The organism is Suicoccus acidiformans (assembly GCF_003546865.1).
In the GTDB taxonomy this organism is placed as follows: Bacteria; Bacillota; Bacilli; order Lactobacillales; family Aerococcaceae; genus Suicoccus; species Suicoccus acidiformans.
Window position 1 is genome coordinate 202,858 of record NZ_CP023434.1, and the last position, 15,584, is coordinate 218,441.

General features: G+C 44.0%; 12 protein-coding genes and 2 pseudogenes. 13 read left to right on the forward strand and 1 reads right to left on the reverse strand.

Annotation, left to right across the window (positions count from 1 at the left end):
• Window positions 1-7: 7 nt before the first annotated feature.
• The 6 genes from CL176_RS00995 (at window position 8) to CL176_RS12535 (ending at window position 8,591) form a co-directional block, all read left to right on the forward strand.
• Window positions 8-850 carry a Cof-type HAD-IIB family hydrolase gene (locus CL176_RS00995; protein WP_118989642.1) on the forward strand — a complete coding sequence of 281 codons (843 nt, stop codon included), beginning with the start codon at window positions 8-10 and terminating at the stop codon, window positions 848-850.
• A gap of 350 nt (window positions 851-1,200) precedes the next feature.
• A complete protein-coding gene (locus tag CL176_RS01000) occupies window positions 1,201-2,424 on the forward strand; it encodes a hypothetical protein (protein ID WP_118989643.1) in 1,224 nt (407 codons plus the stop codon).
• A 291-nt stretch (window positions 2,425-2,715) separates the two neighbouring features.
• Window positions 2,716-3,453 carry an ABC transporter ATP-binding protein gene (locus CL176_RS01005; RefSeq protein WP_118989644.1) on the forward strand — a complete coding sequence of 246 codons (738 nt, stop codon included), beginning with the start codon at window positions 2,716-2,718 and terminating at the stop codon, window positions 3,451-3,453.
• Window positions 3,446-4,780, forward strand: a complete 1,335-nt coding sequence (locus CL176_RS01010; protein ID WP_118989645.1) for an ABC transporter permease — start codon at window positions 3,446-3,448, stop codon at window positions 4,778-4,780. Before CL176_RS01005 ends, CL176_RS01010 begins: the two co-directional genes overlap by 8 nt.
• A gap of 71 nt (window positions 4,781-4,851) precedes the next feature.
• Window positions 4,852-6,663 (forward strand): hypothetical protein, encoded by a 1,812-nt coding sequence (locus tag CL176_RS01015; RefSeq protein WP_118989646.1) that lies wholly within the window; start codon window positions 4,852-4,854, stop codon window positions 6,661-6,663.
• A gap of 356 nt (window positions 6,664-7,019) precedes the next feature.
• Window positions 7,020-8,591 carry an LPXTG cell wall anchor domain-containing protein gene (locus CL176_RS12535; protein ID WP_240430565.1) on the forward strand — a complete coding sequence of 524 codons (1,572 nt, stop codon included), beginning with the start codon at window positions 7,020-7,022 and terminating at the stop codon, window positions 8,589-8,591.
• A gap of 299 nt (window positions 8,592-8,890) precedes the next feature.
• Here the strand turns inward: CL176_RS12535 and CL176_RS01025 are convergent.
• Window positions 8,891-10,329: pseudogene (locus CL176_RS01025) on the reverse strand (IS3 family transposase).
• A 167-nt stretch (window positions 10,330-10,496) separates the two neighbouring features.
• Here CL176_RS01025 and CL176_RS01030 point away from each other — a divergent pair.
• From CL176_RS01030 to CL176_RS01065, 7 genes and pseudogenes are all read left to right on the forward strand, one after another.
• Window positions 10,497-12,584 (forward strand): CAP domain-containing protein, encoded by a 2,088-nt coding sequence (locus CL176_RS01030; protein WP_118989647.1) that lies wholly within the window; start codon window positions 10,497-10,499, stop codon window positions 12,582-12,584.
• 237 nt (window positions 12,585-12,821) lie between these two features.
• Window positions 12,822-13,808, forward strand: a pseudogene (locus tag CL176_RS12540) (cation:dicarboxylate symporter family transporter).
• Complete coding sequence (locus CL176_RS12790) at window positions 13,702-13,956, forward strand: cation:dicarboxylate symporter family transporter (protein WP_118989650.1); 255 nt, start codon at window positions 13,702-13,704, stop codon at window positions 13,954-13,956. The pseudogene CL176_RS12540 and the gene CL176_RS12790 overlap by 107 nt, the downstream one beginning before the upstream one ends.
• 65 nt (window positions 13,957-14,021) lie before the next feature.
• A complete protein-coding gene (locus CL176_RS01050; RefSeq protein WP_162890751.1) occupies window positions 14,022-14,168 on the forward strand; it encodes an LPXTG cell wall anchor domain-containing protein in 147 nt (48 codons plus the stop codon).
• Window positions 14,169-14,229: 61 nt separating this feature from the next.
• On the forward strand, window positions 14,230-14,415 hold the full coding sequence (locus CL176_RS01055) for an LPXTG cell wall anchor domain-containing protein (RefSeq protein WP_118989652.1): 186 nt from the start codon (window positions 14,230-14,232) through the stop codon (window positions 14,413-14,415).
• A gap of 259 nt (window positions 14,416-14,674) precedes the next feature.
• Window positions 14,675-15,115, forward strand: coding sequence for a PD-(D/E)XK nuclease family transposase (locus CL176_RS01060; RefSeq protein ID WP_162890752.1), 441 nt, complete (start codon window positions 14,675-14,677; stop codon window positions 15,113-15,115).
• An 11-nt stretch (window positions 15,116-15,126) separates the two neighbouring features.
• A complete protein-coding gene (locus CL176_RS01065; RefSeq protein WP_162890753.1) occupies window positions 15,127-15,540 on the forward strand; it encodes a hypothetical protein in 414 nt (137 codons plus the stop codon).
• Window positions 15,541-15,584 lie beyond the last annotated feature (44 nt).

The window sequence follows — 15,584 nt, forward strand, 5'->3', positions numbered from 1 at the left end:
AGACACCATGGCAAAAACAATCTTTCTAGACGTTGACGGCACCCTCGTCGACTACCATAATCGTGTGCCGGAATCCGCCATTGAAGCGATTACCCAAGCGCGCGCAAATGGCCACCGAATATTTCTTGTCACCGGACGTAGTAAGTCTGAATCCTACGACGAGTTGATGACCATTGGCTTTGATGGCTACATCGGTGGCAATGGCTCTTACGTCGAAGCGGATGGCGAGGAACTCTTCCACCAAACCCTAAGCTTAGAAGAAGCGACCTCGATCATCGACTGGCTCAAGAATCGTGGCTTAGAATACTATGTGGAAGCCAATACGGGACTTTTCGCCAGTGAGAACTTCGCCGAGCGTGGCAAGCCGGTGATGATGGAATATATTGGCCGGAAAGGGCAGGAGATTCCAGCGCACTTTGAAGTAACCGATGCCATGCCGGACTTATTATTAGACCGGGCTGATGAAGGCTACCGGGATGATGTGAATAAAATTAGCTTTATCTTAGATAGCTACGCTGACTTTGAAGCCGCCCGGGAACACTTCAGTGCCTATAAAGTCGGCACTTGGGGCGGTCACGGTGAAACAGCGCTCTTTGGCGATATGGCCTTGCCGAATATTGATAAGGCAGTCGCCATTGATAAGCTGATTAATCTACTAGGTATTGCCCAAGCTGATACCATGGCCTTTGGCGACGCCAAGGTTGATATCCCGATGCTGGAGTATTCCGCAGTGGGGATTGCCATGGGTAACGGCGGTCCGGAAATTAAAGCCATGGCCGACTATATTACCAGCCCGGTAGACGAAGACGGATTATATCAAGCCTTTCAGCACTTTGGCTTACTTGATTAATAAGAGGCGAGAGTACATACAGCCACGGCCCGCGCCGTGGTTTTTCCTTATTCTGATGGACACTTAGTTTCGACCGGACACATCCTAAGATTAGCTTTGAGTGCCAATCGAGCCACCTTGCAAGGAGTTGCTATTGGCGCTAGAATTCTCTTGGGAATGATTGGAAGCTAATTGCTAGAATTTGCCGAAAGTTAAAGGGAGGGGTCGGCGGTCAATCTACCATCACTAAATTGACCACCAAGCCATATTAATGGTAGTTCCCTAGCGGTTGTGCTAAACTTTAAGTGTTGACCGATTGTGTTGTGACAGTCAAATGTGATAACTTATAGTAGGAAAAGGAGAGATAATATATGAGAAAATCTTTACAAAAATTAGTATTATTAGGCGTTAGTGCAGCAACCCTAGGGGCAGCTTCTGTAAATACCATTGCCTTAGCAAGTGAATCAAGTTCAGTAGAGTCTTCGGCTGAATCTATATCAAGTGAAGAGACATCTGAATCTACTTCTGAAGAAAGTTCAGAAGATAGTGCCGCTGAAAGCGCGAGTGAAGCAGTAGTTGCTCCTGAAGAAGCAGCAACCGAAGAAGCCGAAGTTGAACCAAGCGCTTTACAAAAAGCCTTAGAAGCAGCTTTGGCTGATTTCCAAGCGAAATACCCAGATGCAACCTTAACAGGTGTAAACATTACAGAATCAGAAGTACGCGCAGCAGCAGCTGTGACCGATACGGTAGCTGTAGCTTCTGATGTAGATGCAAGCAGTGAAGCTTCTGACGAGAGTGCTTCAGACGCTGAGGCGGACTCAGATGAGTCAACAACTTCGGAATCTGAGTCAACCAGTGAAGAAACTCCAGACAATCAACCCGATCATACACAAGGAACTGAAGATCCGGTAGATGCTGAGACAACTGACGAAGCTGCAACAAGCGAAGCTTCTGTAGATGATGCAGCGGCAGCTACAACCGTTGTTGCTGGGGTTGAAGTGGTTTATGACATCAAAGTTTCTGGTGCCGATCTTGCCAACCAATATGATGTTACCTACAATAGCGAAACAGGTGAAGTAGTTACTGACGAGACTACAGAGTTAACTGAAGCAGATGCTGATGGTGTTCTTATAGACAGCAAAGGCTTTGAGACGACTGGATTTGTTGACTTTGACGAAGTGACTGCAGCTGCCCTTGCTAAAGCGGGTTATGGCTTTGCTACAGATTATACCTTAAGTCGTGATGATGCAGAACATACCAACCCAACTTGGTTAGTAGAAGTTGTTGAAGAACGTGATAATGACGATGCACGTAAGGCCAGCATCACTATTGATGCGGTAACCGGTGAAGTTGTAAAGGCTGAAGGTGACGTAATTGAAGAAGCGCCTGTAGAAGAAACAGCGCCTGTAGTTACTGAAACGGCTCCTGCGGTTGAATCGGAAGCGACTTCTGAATCAACTTCTGAATCAACGTCTGAATGTGAAGACGCGTCGTCTGAATCAACGGATGCATCAACCTCTGAAGGCGAATCTAATCCTGAAGCGAGTACACCTGAAGAATCATCTGAAGGTGAATCAGCCGATGGTGCTAACTAATTTGAAAGAATCTCATCTATTTGAAGGCTCATGGCCTTTTCAAAACTCCGAGGGACAACTGCTTCTCGGGGTTTTTGCTTTACAAAGATTGAAGGGAAGGAGACTGTCTCATTTCATCTCTCCGGCCAAATAAAGATAAGTCCCATAAAGGCGATTCTACGTTGGTGCTGTCAACGTTTTCACGGGGAATCACAAACAAGTTCTTACTAAATTCACAATATTATCTTAAAATATAGTGTATGATAGACATAGAATACAATTCACTCATAGGAGTAACAGAAGGAGTTTGCGATGAGTTTAAATGTAAGCAATCTGTACAGTGGCTACCGTCAAGTCCCTGTATTGAAAGATATTAATTTTACCATCCAATTCGGCGAGGTGGTGGGCTTGGTCGGCTTGAATGGAGCGGGGAAATCGACGCTTTTAAAGACGATTCTAGGTTTATTGATCCCGCAAGAAGGCCGCGTTGAGATTGCAGGCCAGACGATTGAAGATAACCATACCCTCTACGCCAAGCAAGTAGCTTATATTCCAGAGACACCAATCCTCTACGATGAACTAACGCTGCAAGAACATCTGGAAATGACCGCCTTAGGCTATGATATTCCTATCGAAACGGTGATGGAGCGAGCAGAGCCGCTGTTGAAGATGTTCCGCCTCGACCAGAATTTGAATTGGTTCCCAACCCACTTCTCCAAAGGCATGAAGCAGAAAGTGATGGTCATTTGTGCTTTAGTCACGGATGCTCGGGTGTTGATTATTGATGAACCTTTCTTAGGTTTAGATCCTTTGGCCATCCGGGATTTCACGGACCTCTTGAAGGAGCGGGCCGACCAAGGCACGGCTGTTCTGTTTACGACCCATATGTTGTCGATTGCCCGTGATCTCTGCGATCGCTACCTTTTCTTGCAACATGGGGAGTTAGTTGCCAAAGGAGATTTAGAAGAAATTCGCAAGCAAATGGGCTCGCCTCAGGCAAGTTTGGACGAGTTGTATGTGCAGATGACGGCAGGTGAAGGCCATGGCTAAGCAAGCATCCGCCGGGGTGGCCATTGATGCGAAGAATCGCCGTCGTCCACCGAAACAGCGCCAAAGTATGCCGAAGAGCTTAGATGAACTGTTCCGCTTTCGCTTCCACAAGCACCTTCAAGAAATTGGTAAATACGGTCGTTTGATCTTAAATGACCATTTCTCCATTATTCTCTTCGTCCTCTTCGCCTTTGGGATTACCTTCTACCAGAATATTTTAATTCGGGTACAAGCGAGTAATCCGGCAGAAGTACGCATACCGATTATCATAATCAGCTTGGTGTGGCTGGCTTTCTGCTTTAATCTAGGTCAACCTTTGTGGTATACCAAAGACCCAGACAAAAGTTACCTCTTTGCCCGCGGTGAGGAGTGGACGCCATATTGGCTGAAGGGTACTCTCTTAGGCTTAATCATCCCGGCGATTTGCTTCGGGGTGGGGCAGTTGATTGTCTACCCTTTTATTAGTTACGTGAGTGCTTGGCAAGGTGGGCAAATCTGGTTCTTTATTACGTTAGGCCTGCTGATGAAATTAATCAGTTTCCTACTATTGTATCTCAATATTTATGACCTGGGCTTTGGGCGCAAGGGTAGCCCCTTGCCACAAATTGCCCATACGAGTCTTTACACCCTACTTCTCTTAGGTACTCTCGTCTTGCCCCCAGGGTATCATATTGGTCTCATGGCTTCGGCAGCGATTCTCGGGCTTGGCTATATTCTGTGGGCTATGAGTCAACGCAGAAAGCGCTGGATTCAATTCGATTACGTTGTCCACCAAGAAACCTTGCGTGAAGCTAAGTTCTACCGATTGGTGTCCATCTTTGCGGATGTTCCTGATCAGAAGGTGACGGTCTCGAGACGTCAGTATTTGGACTGGTTTTTAAAGCAGATGGGGACCCTCAATCAAAGTCGCTACGGCTATCTCTATATGCGGGTGCTGTTCCGCAATGATGCGTATGCGGGCATTTGGCTGCGGGTAATGATTTTTGTAGCGGTGATGCTTGTCTTTGCGCCGTCGCCAATATTTGCGGTATTGCTAGGAGTGCTTGGCTATATCTTGACTTTGGTACAGCTAATGCCTTTGATGAAGCACTATCAAAGACATCCCATCCAGAAAATCTACCCGAATCGAGCCGGGTCGCAAGTTGAAACTTTCCGCATGACGATGACGATTATTATCGGCTTGCAAACAGCGGTCTATGCGCTTGTCTATGTTTTCGCGGCTAGTGAATTTGTCCATGTCCCATGGGTTATTGTCAGTTGGATTCTCGTCGCTGCGATTCTCCTCATGTCTTACATTCCTTGGTGGGGGAGACATAACGAAATTTAAATGTGTAAATCTTTGCTTTATATTGTCAATCGCATATAATGAATAGTAGAAAATATAGGAGCGTGATTCAATTGAAGAAAACTTTAAAAAGCATCGTTCTCTTAGCGCTAAGCGCCAACGTGATACTGTCTTTTGTAGCGCCAGTTGTGGGTGCGGCAGAGGGGGAGCCTAATCCACCAGTCGTACAATCTGAACCCGACCCAGCGGCGGACCCAAATCAAAACCCAGACCCAGACCCAAACCCTAACACGAATCCGGAGCCAGATCCTAAAACCGTTCCAAATGCCAACACTGACCCAAACTCAGGTACCAAACCAGGTTCTGATCAGGGCCCAGACGTAAATCCTGATCCTAATTCTGAACCGGACCCAAATTCTAATTCAGCTTCTGATTCAGATCCAGAACCACAATCAACGCCTCAGTCACCACGCATTCCAAGCTACACCCCGCCAACAGCAACAAATCCTTCTACCGCAGGGAGTGCGCCGGTTCGCATCACTGGCGATGAAGATGAGACTGCCACTGATGAAGAAGCAGTGGAACCCGTTGATGTGGCAGAGTTCTTAGCTGATGCAGCGGCAATTGACTCAGCTTTAGCCCAAGCTTTGGCAGACTATCAAGGCGTTGTAGCAACATTCGACTTCAATGATGAGACAACAACCGACTTAACAGGTTCGCCGCGTGAATTGGTTGAAGCGGATTTCACGAATCAAGAACCTATCGAAGAAGAGAAGAGTGGTATGACGGTTGTAACGTATCAGTATTACACAGAAGAAGATACAGAACAGGCTAACCCTGAAGCGTCCCTGGTATTCTTCTACCGTGAGAATACATTGACAGCTGTTTCTATCGTGGATATTAACCCAATTGTTACCACAGCACTGGATGCGGCAGCTAGTCAATCCCTGAGCTTACCAGGCACCGCTGGGCAAGACGTATTGGCTTTAAACCCAACTGTCACATCCCTCACACATAAGAAACGTGGAGGAACAGAATACGATATTCTAACCGTACCTAGTGATGTTGACCAAGCTAAATTAACATTGCTTGCGGTCGGCCCAACACGCGCAAGTATTGAGGGCACTGCTTCATATAATGCAGGTGAAACGGATATTAAAGACGTACTGGCAAGCCATATCGCCGATGTCTCTGCATATGATACTAGTCAAGCAAGTGCAGAAGATGGAAGTGAAGCGCCTGCTGAAGAGATAGCAGATGATGGAGCAAGCGAGGAAGTACCTGCCGAAGGTGAGGTAGCTGAAGAAACTGAGGAAGAAGCGAGCATTAATCTAGCACCAAACGTTGATGTTGCTCCAGAAGACTTGAAGACAGTTGCGGAATTAGAAGAGGGCTACGGTCTCTTACGCGACCAGTTAAATGGTGCCGCTAGTTTAGTGACAGTCGATGATATTCGTGAAGCGCTAGGTGAAGCTTCCAAAGATGAAACGATTGGTAGCAGTATCTTCTTAGAATATTACGCCATTGAAGAAGATAATGTCATCATGATTAATGTCCAAGCCGACAAAGAAACTGGTGAATTATTATCACTTAAGCGTGAACATCGGACACCAGCTTTAAATGAACCATTCCCAATTAACTTAGAGGAACTTATAGCTTTAGCCCAAGAAGCACTAACTATTGAAAGTGTACAAAGTGCCTTAGGTAATCCAACCATTACCGAATACTTAGCCTTAGAGAATACAGTGCGCTATGTATGGACAAGTTTCGTTGATGAAGAAATGGGTTATATTGAAGGTATCTATGATGGCGTAACGGGTAACGTAGAACTATTCTATTATGCACCAGACACAGCTACCGCAACGGAAGAAGCTCCTGCTGAAGAAGACGTAACGGAAGAGAATACAGAAGAAACAACAGAATAATCTAATTTTAAAGGGAAAGTTTAAATTCTTTAAGAATCTTTAAACTTTCCCTTGCATTCTGTATAAATGAGGTTTATAATGAATGTAGAACTTAGGAAATACTTAAATATTTCCAAATGAGTTCAAAACACAGGTTATTGTTTCAGGAATGTTACATAACAATATCAAGTTGTTTAAGGCCTTGACTTAGGTTTATGCAATTGATAAGATGTTTACGGCGACTTAAGAAAATATAAAGCTTTTCTTAAAGACTTCAATTAGATTATAGTCTATCTAGCGGAAGCAGCCAAATCGTTGGAGCTTGTCTCTTAGGATTATAAATAATGTTAATCAACATACTATAGGAGGAACTATTAATGAAAAAATCATTCGTTAAATTAGTATCAGTATCATTAGCAGCAGCTACTATCGCTACAGCAGCACCAGTTGTGGCTAACGCACAAACAATCACAATGCCTTCAGGCAATGTTTACACTAAAAACACTAACACAGGTAACATGACTAAAGCTGAAGCAGCAGCAGCTATTACTGAATTAATGGCTTACTACGCGTCTGAAACTGCGGCAGCAAATGCTTTGCAACCAAAAATCGAAGCTACTCAAAAAGATGTAACTGAAGCAGAAGCTAACTTATCAGCTAAAGAAAAATTACAAGCAGAAGCTCAAAATACTTTCGAAGCAGCTCAAAAAGCAGCTGGAACAACTGCAACTGAAGATCGTTACATTAATCGTGACTACGATTCAGTAAAAAAAGAAATCCAAGACAAATTCGATAAAGCTGAAAAAGATGCAGCTAGCACACGTGATGCACGCATCAAAGCGGCAGACGATGCAGTTTACGAAGCACAAAAAGTGGTTACCGATGCACAATCTGCAGTCGACACAGCTCGTGAAAATCTACGCATCGCTTCAGGAGTAACTACTCGTGAAGTGACAACTACAGAAGAAGTTGTCATCACACCTGCTCAACCTGAACAACCAGAAGAAAGAGAACAAGTATTAGATGCACAAGGCAATCCAGTACTTAACGCAGACGGAACTCCAGTTACTCGAGTTATTAAAGAAGCAGTTCCAGCAGTTCCAGCAGTAACAGAAATGCAAGAAGTAACAAGAACTGAAAACGTTCCTGCAGCAGATCAAGCAACAATCGATGGTTACAAAGCTGAAGTTCAAAAAGCTGAAACTGCATTAGTAAACGCAAACGATGCATTAGAAAAAGCTAAACAAAACTATGCTTCTGAAGCTCAAGCGGCAAACAGTGCTTACACATCAGCAGTAAATAATGCTGAAGCAGCACGTCAACAAGAATTGCGTAGCGCTGAGTATCACTTCGAGAAAAATGACCAATACGGTGAAAAATCTCTTAAAGATGCTAAAGTAGCATTGGATAATGCTAAATCTGAAACATCAGCAGCTCGTACAGCATTACAAAAAGCTCGTCAAGCATTAGTTGGCTTCCAAAACCAATTCGCTCTTCACTCTGCAAATGCAGAATTAGCTTCTTACAAAGCAGCTGAAATCTCATTAGGTAAGAACATTGACGTTAACAAAGAATTGGGTAACGTTTCTGCTGATCAAATCAAAGTTCTTAACGACTTACGTGCTCAAGGTGCAGAAGCTATCCAACAAAAAGCTGATAAAGCAGCAGGCGCTAAAGCAGCAGCTGAAAAAGCTTTAGATGAGTTAAGAAAACAAAACGAAACAGCTACTGATCCAAATGCTAATGATCAAAAAGGTAACAAAGTAGCAGGTGCTAACAGCAGTACTTCAACGCCTAAACGCGTAGCAGGTGAAAAGAAAGCTGACGACAAGAAAGCTACTTTACCAGAAACTGGTGAAAACAGCTCTTACGCAGTATTTGGTGCAGCAGCATTATCAGTATTAGCTGGTTTAGGCTTAGTAGCTCCAAAATTCCGCAAAGAAGACTAATTAAATAATTAATCTTAAAAGTCCAGCTTCGTATAGTGACCCCAAAAAGTTAGACTAGATTTTATGAAGAGTTACCCCAATAATGGGTAGCTCTTTTTTGTGTTTCTGAAAGATTCAATAAAGATATAAAACTTAAGTTGCTTCAAGGTGACCGATTTCGCAAGAACAGAGAAGCTGCTAATTGACCTAACCAAAACATCTCATCAGACATCCAAGCTTGTCAAGAGGAAGAGCGAAGCGGCTCTTGATAAGTCTGGATGGTTTGTGAAACCATTGAGGTTAGGTGATTTGCGACATGTTTAGGCACTTAAAAGTAATTGTTGTTGTCTGTATTCAACAGGACTTAAATAGCCTAATTTCTCTTTAATCCTATCGTCATTGTAGTAACGAATATAGTCGTGGATAGCTTGTTCCAGTTCCCTACGGCTACGATAAACTTTCCCATAAAACATTTCTTGTTTCATGATGCCGAAGAAGTTCTCCATCGGCGCATTATCTAAACAATTTCCCTTTCGGGACATACTCTGGAAAATCTGATGATCTTTCAATAATTGTTGATAGTCGTTCATTTGATAAGCCCAGCCTTGGTCCGAATGAAAGGTTCGTCTAAATTGGCAATCTTTTGTAGCTTCAACGGCTTCTTCGAAGGCTTCCATCATACTTTCCTTATTAGGTTGTTTTGAGATTTTATAGCTAATGACTTCCAGATTAAACAAGTCAATAAAGGGATCTAAATACAACTTTTTCAATTGATACTGTCCTGAATCATCAGCTTCATAATAATGGAACTCCGTTGTATCCGTCACAATTTTTTGGTGTGGAATAGAACTTGTAAATCTACGATTTAAGCGGTTAGGTGCTTTCTCACCAATATCACCTTGATAGGAGTTGTATTTCCGTGATTTTCGAGTAAATGAGGTCACTTGTAGATTCATTTCTTTCATCAATCGTTGAACTTTTTTCTTATTGACGGTATAACCACGACGACGTAACTCCGCATGAACACGGCGATAACCGTAGTTTTCATGTGCTTGACGAATATCAAGAATTTCTTCTTTTAATGCTTCGTCTTTATTGGGTCTATTCAAACACTCTAATTGATAATAATAGGTTGCCTTAGGAAAATCTAAAGTCTTCAGTATCAGCGTCAAAGAATACTCTGTAGACTCATGGAGATTACGGATGGCCATCACTTCTTGTTGTCGTGTTGCCGCTTGTCTGCTTCCCGCAACCTCCTCAATTCCTTTAAAAATTTATTCTCAATATCTAGCATTTGAATGCGTTCTTCTTGTTCTTTAATGATTTCCTTTAAGGCATCTGGATCACTCGGTAAAGGCGTCTTTTTGGGATTTTGTGGATTCTTTTTCTGTGAATTAGACATGGTAGTTGGCCTCCCTATTGGTCTAGATAAGCCATCAATACCGTCTTCCTTAAAGGCTCGCATCCAATTTGCGATTAAGCTTGGATTATTGATCCCTAATTGGACACCGACTTCGCGATAGCTTAACTCTGTAGTTAAGTACAATTCTATCGCATATAGCTTGGTTTCTAAAGGATAAGACTGTCTTGTTGACTTAACTTGAAGTCCTTCTAAGCCGAAATCTTGATAATTATGGATCCATCGTTTCACTATTGACTGAGCGATTTGATATTTTTTCGCTAAAGTCCTAAATCCACCTTTTCCAGCTTCGTAGTCAGTAACAATTTGAAGTTTCGTTTCTAAACTATACTTGGTCATAAAAATACCCCCAAAAGTTAGATTTTTTGGTCTAACTTTTGGGGGTCGGCTCATTCGGCTGGGCTTTTTTGTTATCAAATTGTCACATAATCGGAGTGAATTTGATAAACATTTGATTTTATTGATGCTATAATGTATATATTAAAACTTATTATTTGGAGGTAATCATGCGAACTTATCCGAAAAGAAATGACGTACATTTAAATTCAAGACAGGTTGTTTCGAGAAAAGTAATGCGTAAGGTTAAAGGGACATGGATTGCGGTTGCAGTACTCGGCTTAGCTGGAGGAGCTCAACTGGCACCAACTGTATACTTCGCTCAGGACGTTGAAGCTTTCCTTGTTACAACAGCTGAAGGCGGTTCTAGCTTTGCGAATAAGGAAGATATATTAGCAGATGAAGCCTTACAAGCGGAAGTTGAGAAAGCTAAAGAAGCTTTTGCAGCTATCGAGGATCCTGTAACGATTGAACCGAATGCACTTGAAGCGGTTCAGGCTGAAATTAAGCGCCAAAAGGACTTGGGTTTGCCTGCTTATGTGGTTCAAGTTGGCGACACGATGGAAGTCTTAGCCGAAGCTGCAAGTCTGACCGTTGAAGAAATAAGCACAGCAAACGGTTTGGCTGAAGATGCTGAACTTGTGCCGGGCGATATTCTGAACAAAGTTCTTGGTAATGGTGATAACACTGAAGCAGCTACGGACACAAGCGTTGCTACTAACGTGGTGGGCCGTCCTACTTCGACGAGCCAAGTCGTGTCAGCTGGAAACTCTGAAGTGCCGGCACCAGTTGCACAAACAGCTGTAACATCAACTGCGTCACAAGTACCAACAGCTTCGACAAACATTGCAAATGTAACAACTCCTGCTACTTCTAGTACAGGCAACTCAGCAGGGAACTCTGTGACACCAGGTACTGCTACACCGACGGTTCCGAGTACTGAAGTGCCAAGCACACCAACGCCGGTGCCAAGTGAGGCAGCTCCAGCAGACCCGACTCCAGTAGACCCAACACCAGTAGACCCGATTCCGGTAGATCCAACGCCAGTAGACCCGATTCCGGTAGATCCAACGCCAGTAGACCCGATTCCGGTAGATCCAACGCCAGTAGACCCGATTCCGGTAGATCCAACGCCAGTAGACCCGATTCCGGTAGATCCAACGCCAGTAGACCCGATTCCGGTAGATCCAACGCCAGTAGATCCGGCTCCGGTTGACCCAATACCAGTGGATCCAACGCCAGTAGACCCTACTCCGGTAGATCCAACGCCAGTAGACCCTACTCCGGTAGATCCAAGGCCAGTAGATCCAACGCCAGTAGATCCGGCTCCAGTGGACCCAACACCAGTAGACCCTACTCCGGTAGATCCAACGCCAGTAGATCCGGCTCCGGTAGATCCAACGCCAGTAGACCCTACTCCGGTAGATCCAACGCCAGTAGATCCGGCTCCAGTGGACCCAACACCAGTCGACCCGACTCCAGTGGCCCCAACACCGGTAGATCCAACCCCAGCACCTAGTCAAACGGTGGCACAACAAATTGCGGATAACATTGTGCGTTATTCAAATATTTTGCGAGGGAATAATGGTTTAGCTCCGATGGTAGTCAATAACGCCTTGCAACAAGCGGCTGAGAAGAATGTGGCTTACTTGATTTCTCGAGGTGTTTTAGAGCATGACATGGACAATCAGAATGCAATTGATTCAGGTTATGCACGTTTCTCTGGTCAAGTAAGTAATAATTCGACTGGTTCAGTCATCGATCGGCCAGCGATGGCTTTTGCGAACTTAGGCTTTGCGACCCTTTCGCAAGCTGAATTAACTGCTGCAGAAGCAGATCCGAGTATAGCTCAAGCTTTAGGGGAAGAGTATATTAATACATTGTACGAGGATGGTGGTCTTTCAAGTAAAGGTCATCGATACCAAATGTTAGCCCCATCTTGGTCTGAGACGGGTGCTGCAACACAATACGATCCGGCCACAGAACGTTTATATTATGTGCAGTATTTCGGTACACCAGAAGAATCAGCTTATACGAATGGTTTATCTGAGCAGAAAGGTATTGACCCAGTAACGAATCAGCCGAAAGTCACTACAGCATTAGCTTCTTACGATGCCTATTTGACAAATTTGGAAGCGGAAGCCCCGCTCTATGGCGTTGAAGCTGGAAAAATTCGAACGGAAGTTCAAGAAGCACGCCAAGAAATTGATGAAGGTATGGTCATTGTGCCTGCAGCAGATGTGACGGTTGCTCAATAAAATAGCTTTGACGGCACTCTCTTCGGAGGGTGTCTTTTTGTGTGGATTTGGGAATTTGATGGTAGCCAATGACTATAAGTGAGTTGGCGGAAGAATCCGCTTCCATTTGTTTATAAAATCACGAGGATTAGCTGTAATAGAGAAATCAACCGATGGATGGAGGTTATTTGATGGAGAGAATAAAGCGGATGGGCTTAGTTCCACGCTTATTATTGGCAATGATTCTGGGGAGTCTTATTGGACAAGGGAGGCTTTCTGCCTGAGGTTCTCTTGCGTATTCCGGTGGCGGTGTCCAGTTTATTTAGTAGTTTCCTGCAGTTTGTAATTCCTTTGATGATTGTATCTTTTGTTGTGTCAGGGATTACCAAGTTGTCGGATAATGCCGGGCAATTGATTGGCGTATTAATGTCTTTATCTTATGGTTCTTTGGTTTTGGCCGGTTTGATGACTTTTGTGGTGGGGCAGACGATTCTGCTGAAGGTGATTAATGAGGAGCATACCTTAAATTTTGCAGAGATGTCGCAATGAGAGCCGCTCTTTAACTTGGAAATTCCGCCTCTCTTTACGATTACATCAGCGATTGTGCTGGCTTTTATTATCGGCTTGTCGATTTATGCTATGGAACGTTCTGGCCGCCAAACGGTGATGCGGCAGTTGTTCGAGGAATTTGAAGCACTGATTGATTTAGTCATTGCCCGTGCAATTCTGCCTCTTTTGCCGGTGTATGTGTTTGGGAATTTCTTGAATTTGAGTTATGGTGGGGCGATTGCGAATATTTTATGGATCTTCGGTTTATTGCTTGTCTTATTGATTGTGCAACATTATGCGTATTTGCTCTTTCTCTATGGGGTAGCGGCAACGCAAACCGAGACGTCTTTTGTAGATTTGGTGCGCAACCAAATTCCGGCGCACTTGATGGCCTTTGGCACGGAGTCTTCAGCTACTTCCATTCCGGTGAATATTGAAGGTGCTAAGCAAGACGGCGTTTTGCCAGAGGTGGTAGAGTTTGCCTTGCCTTTGACGGCGACAATGCATATGTGCGGGTCGGTCATTTCTGTATCGACGTGTGTGATGGGGATTCTGATGATGAATGAGATGGGATTATTCAGCAGCGACTATGTTGCCTTTCTATCGTGCTTTGGGCTTAATTCTTGTGGCTGGATCGGGGATTCCTGGAGGTGCCGTGATGGCGGCTTTGCTAATTCTACCGATGGTGGGGATTGAAAGTGAAGGTGTGTTGGCATCGCTGTTGATAACGATGTATTTGACGCAGGATTCTTTCGGGACTTCTACGAATGTATCAGCCAATCCGCCACTTGCGCTTATCATCGATCGCTACTACCGTCAGCGTATTAAAGGGCAGAAGGCGTAAGTTTATTTTTCATTTGCCGTGAAATGGCGTATAATGAGGGAGTGAAGATAGGAGGTTGCGAATATATGTATGGAACGACGATATTGAAGGGAATTGGCTTATTGCCGGCAACAGGTGAGTCACAGAATTATTTCTTCCTAGGTCTAGGCATTGTGGTTTTGCTAGTGGCGGTTGCATTAATTATCAATTATGTTCGCAAAAATCGTAGATAAGTCTTTGTTAATGCATTAAATTGCACTATAATAAGGATAGGTTTGAAATGGAGGAATTTTTATGAAGGCCTTAATGAATACAATTGTAACGCTTTTGGCGTTATTCTATGCGCGTGGTGTTGAAGTTGCTGGGGCAGGGATGTTACCTCATACGGGTGAATCAGGCTCAAGATGGTTGATTATCGCTGCGGTTATTCTCGTGATTGTAGGTATTGCACTCGTAGTGGTGCCACGTTTACGTAAATAAGTATGTTGCATGCTATTATTTATAGTCACTTAATTGGCGTTTATGCGCTGGTTAGGTGACTTTTTTGTTTGTGAAATATTGACATGGACTCAGGCAGCTTTGTGATAGGGAGATGTTGTAGTGGGTTATGTATGGGGTTGTTTTGAGGAATATTTGGGATTTTAAATTGACGAGATGGTATTTGGCCTTGGTTTGAGTATATGTATATAGAGGGTTTCTGTCTTGGGCTCTCAAATTATATACAGAAGGTGATGATGTAGTGTATCTACCTACGAATGATTTCATATTCAAGAAGACGTTCTCTGCGGGTGGTCAGGAAGATATGACGAAGGCTTTGATTGAGGCCATCCTAGATCAGGAGTTTCACGAGGTTCAATTGGCTAATACCTATAGTATTGAAAAGTATAAGGCTAAGGAGAAGCCGGAGACAACGGAAGTGGATTTGCTGGCACGAGACGCTGCTGGTCGGTATGTCACGATTGAGATGCAAGTGCACCGGAAGTGGTATTTCCTGGAGCGGGTACAGTATTATGCAAGGGAAGCTTTTCGGAAGAATTATGGAGACGAGCAGACGATGCTTGATAGGGGTAATAGATATTCGAGCTTAAGGCAGATTTATAGTATCAATATTCTGGATTGCGCTTTATTTCCTGAGGAGAATGCGGGGGCATTCGAACTTTTGTTTACCGTGATCAGGTGAATGGCGAATTCTTGTCGAAAATTCAGGCTTACAACGGGATAGATTTGACCTTTGTGAGTTTGAGGAATTATAGTATAAGTAAGGATGAACGATTTAAACATTGGTGGCGTTTCTTTCGGCTAGAAGAATCTTTTGCTGATGCACCGGAGGTTGTGCGCGAGGCTTATGAGGCAGTGAACCCGATGAATATGACGGAGGAGGAGCGAGAAATAGCAGAATTAGCGAAAAGATATCAGGATGATTACGCGGCAGATATGAGTACAGCGTGGATTGAAGGTAAAGAGGAAGGGGAGAAGAAAGGCCGAGCAGAAGGTCGGTACGAATTAGTTTCAACAATGCACGAAAATGGTCTGAGTATTGAGGAGATTGCCCGGTATACGAATCTTACAGAAGCTGAGGTAGAATCAGCGCTTCGAGTGCTTTAATTTACAGTGATTGATTAGGTGGAAATGGGCGAAGGAATTTGGCG

What these genes read in the sequence shown, in the direction of transcription:
- CL176_RS00995 (WP_118989642.1), top strand. Translation starts at nt 8, where the DNA reads ATGGCAAAAACAATCTTTCTAGACGTTGACGGCACCCTCGTCGACTAC.
- CL176_RS01000 (WP_118989643.1), top strand. Translation starts at nt 1,201, where the DNA reads ATGAGAAAATCTTTACAAAAATTAGTATTATTAGGCGTTAGTGCAGCA.
- CL176_RS01005 (WP_118989644.1), top strand. Translation starts at nt 2,716, where the DNA reads ATGAGTTTAAATGTAAGCAATCTGTACAGTGGCTACCGTCAAGTCCCT.
- CL176_RS01010 (WP_118989645.1), top strand. Translation starts at nt 3,446, where the DNA reads ATGGCTAAGCAAGCATCCGCCGGGGTGGCCATTGATGCGAAGAATCGC.
- CL176_RS12535 (WP_240430565.1), top strand. Translation starts at nt 7,020, where the DNA reads ATGAAAAAATCATTCGTTAAATTAGTATCAGTATCATTAGCAGCAGCT.
- CL176_RS01030 (WP_118989647.1), top strand. Translation starts at nt 10,497, where the DNA reads ATGCGAACTTATCCGAAAAGAAATGACGTACATTTAAATTCAAGACAG.
- CL176_RS12790 (WP_118989650.1), top strand. Translation starts at nt 13,702, where the DNA reads ATGTTGCCTTTCTATCGTGCTTTGGGCTTAATTCTTGTGGCTGGATCG.
- CL176_RS01050 (WP_162890751.1), top strand. Translation starts at nt 14,022, where the DNA reads ATGTATGGAACGACGATATTGAAGGGAATTGGCTTATTGCCGGCAACA.
- CL176_RS01055 (WP_118989652.1), top strand. Translation starts at nt 14,230, where the DNA reads ATGAAGGCCTTAATGAATACAATTGTAACGCTTTTGGCGTTATTCTAT.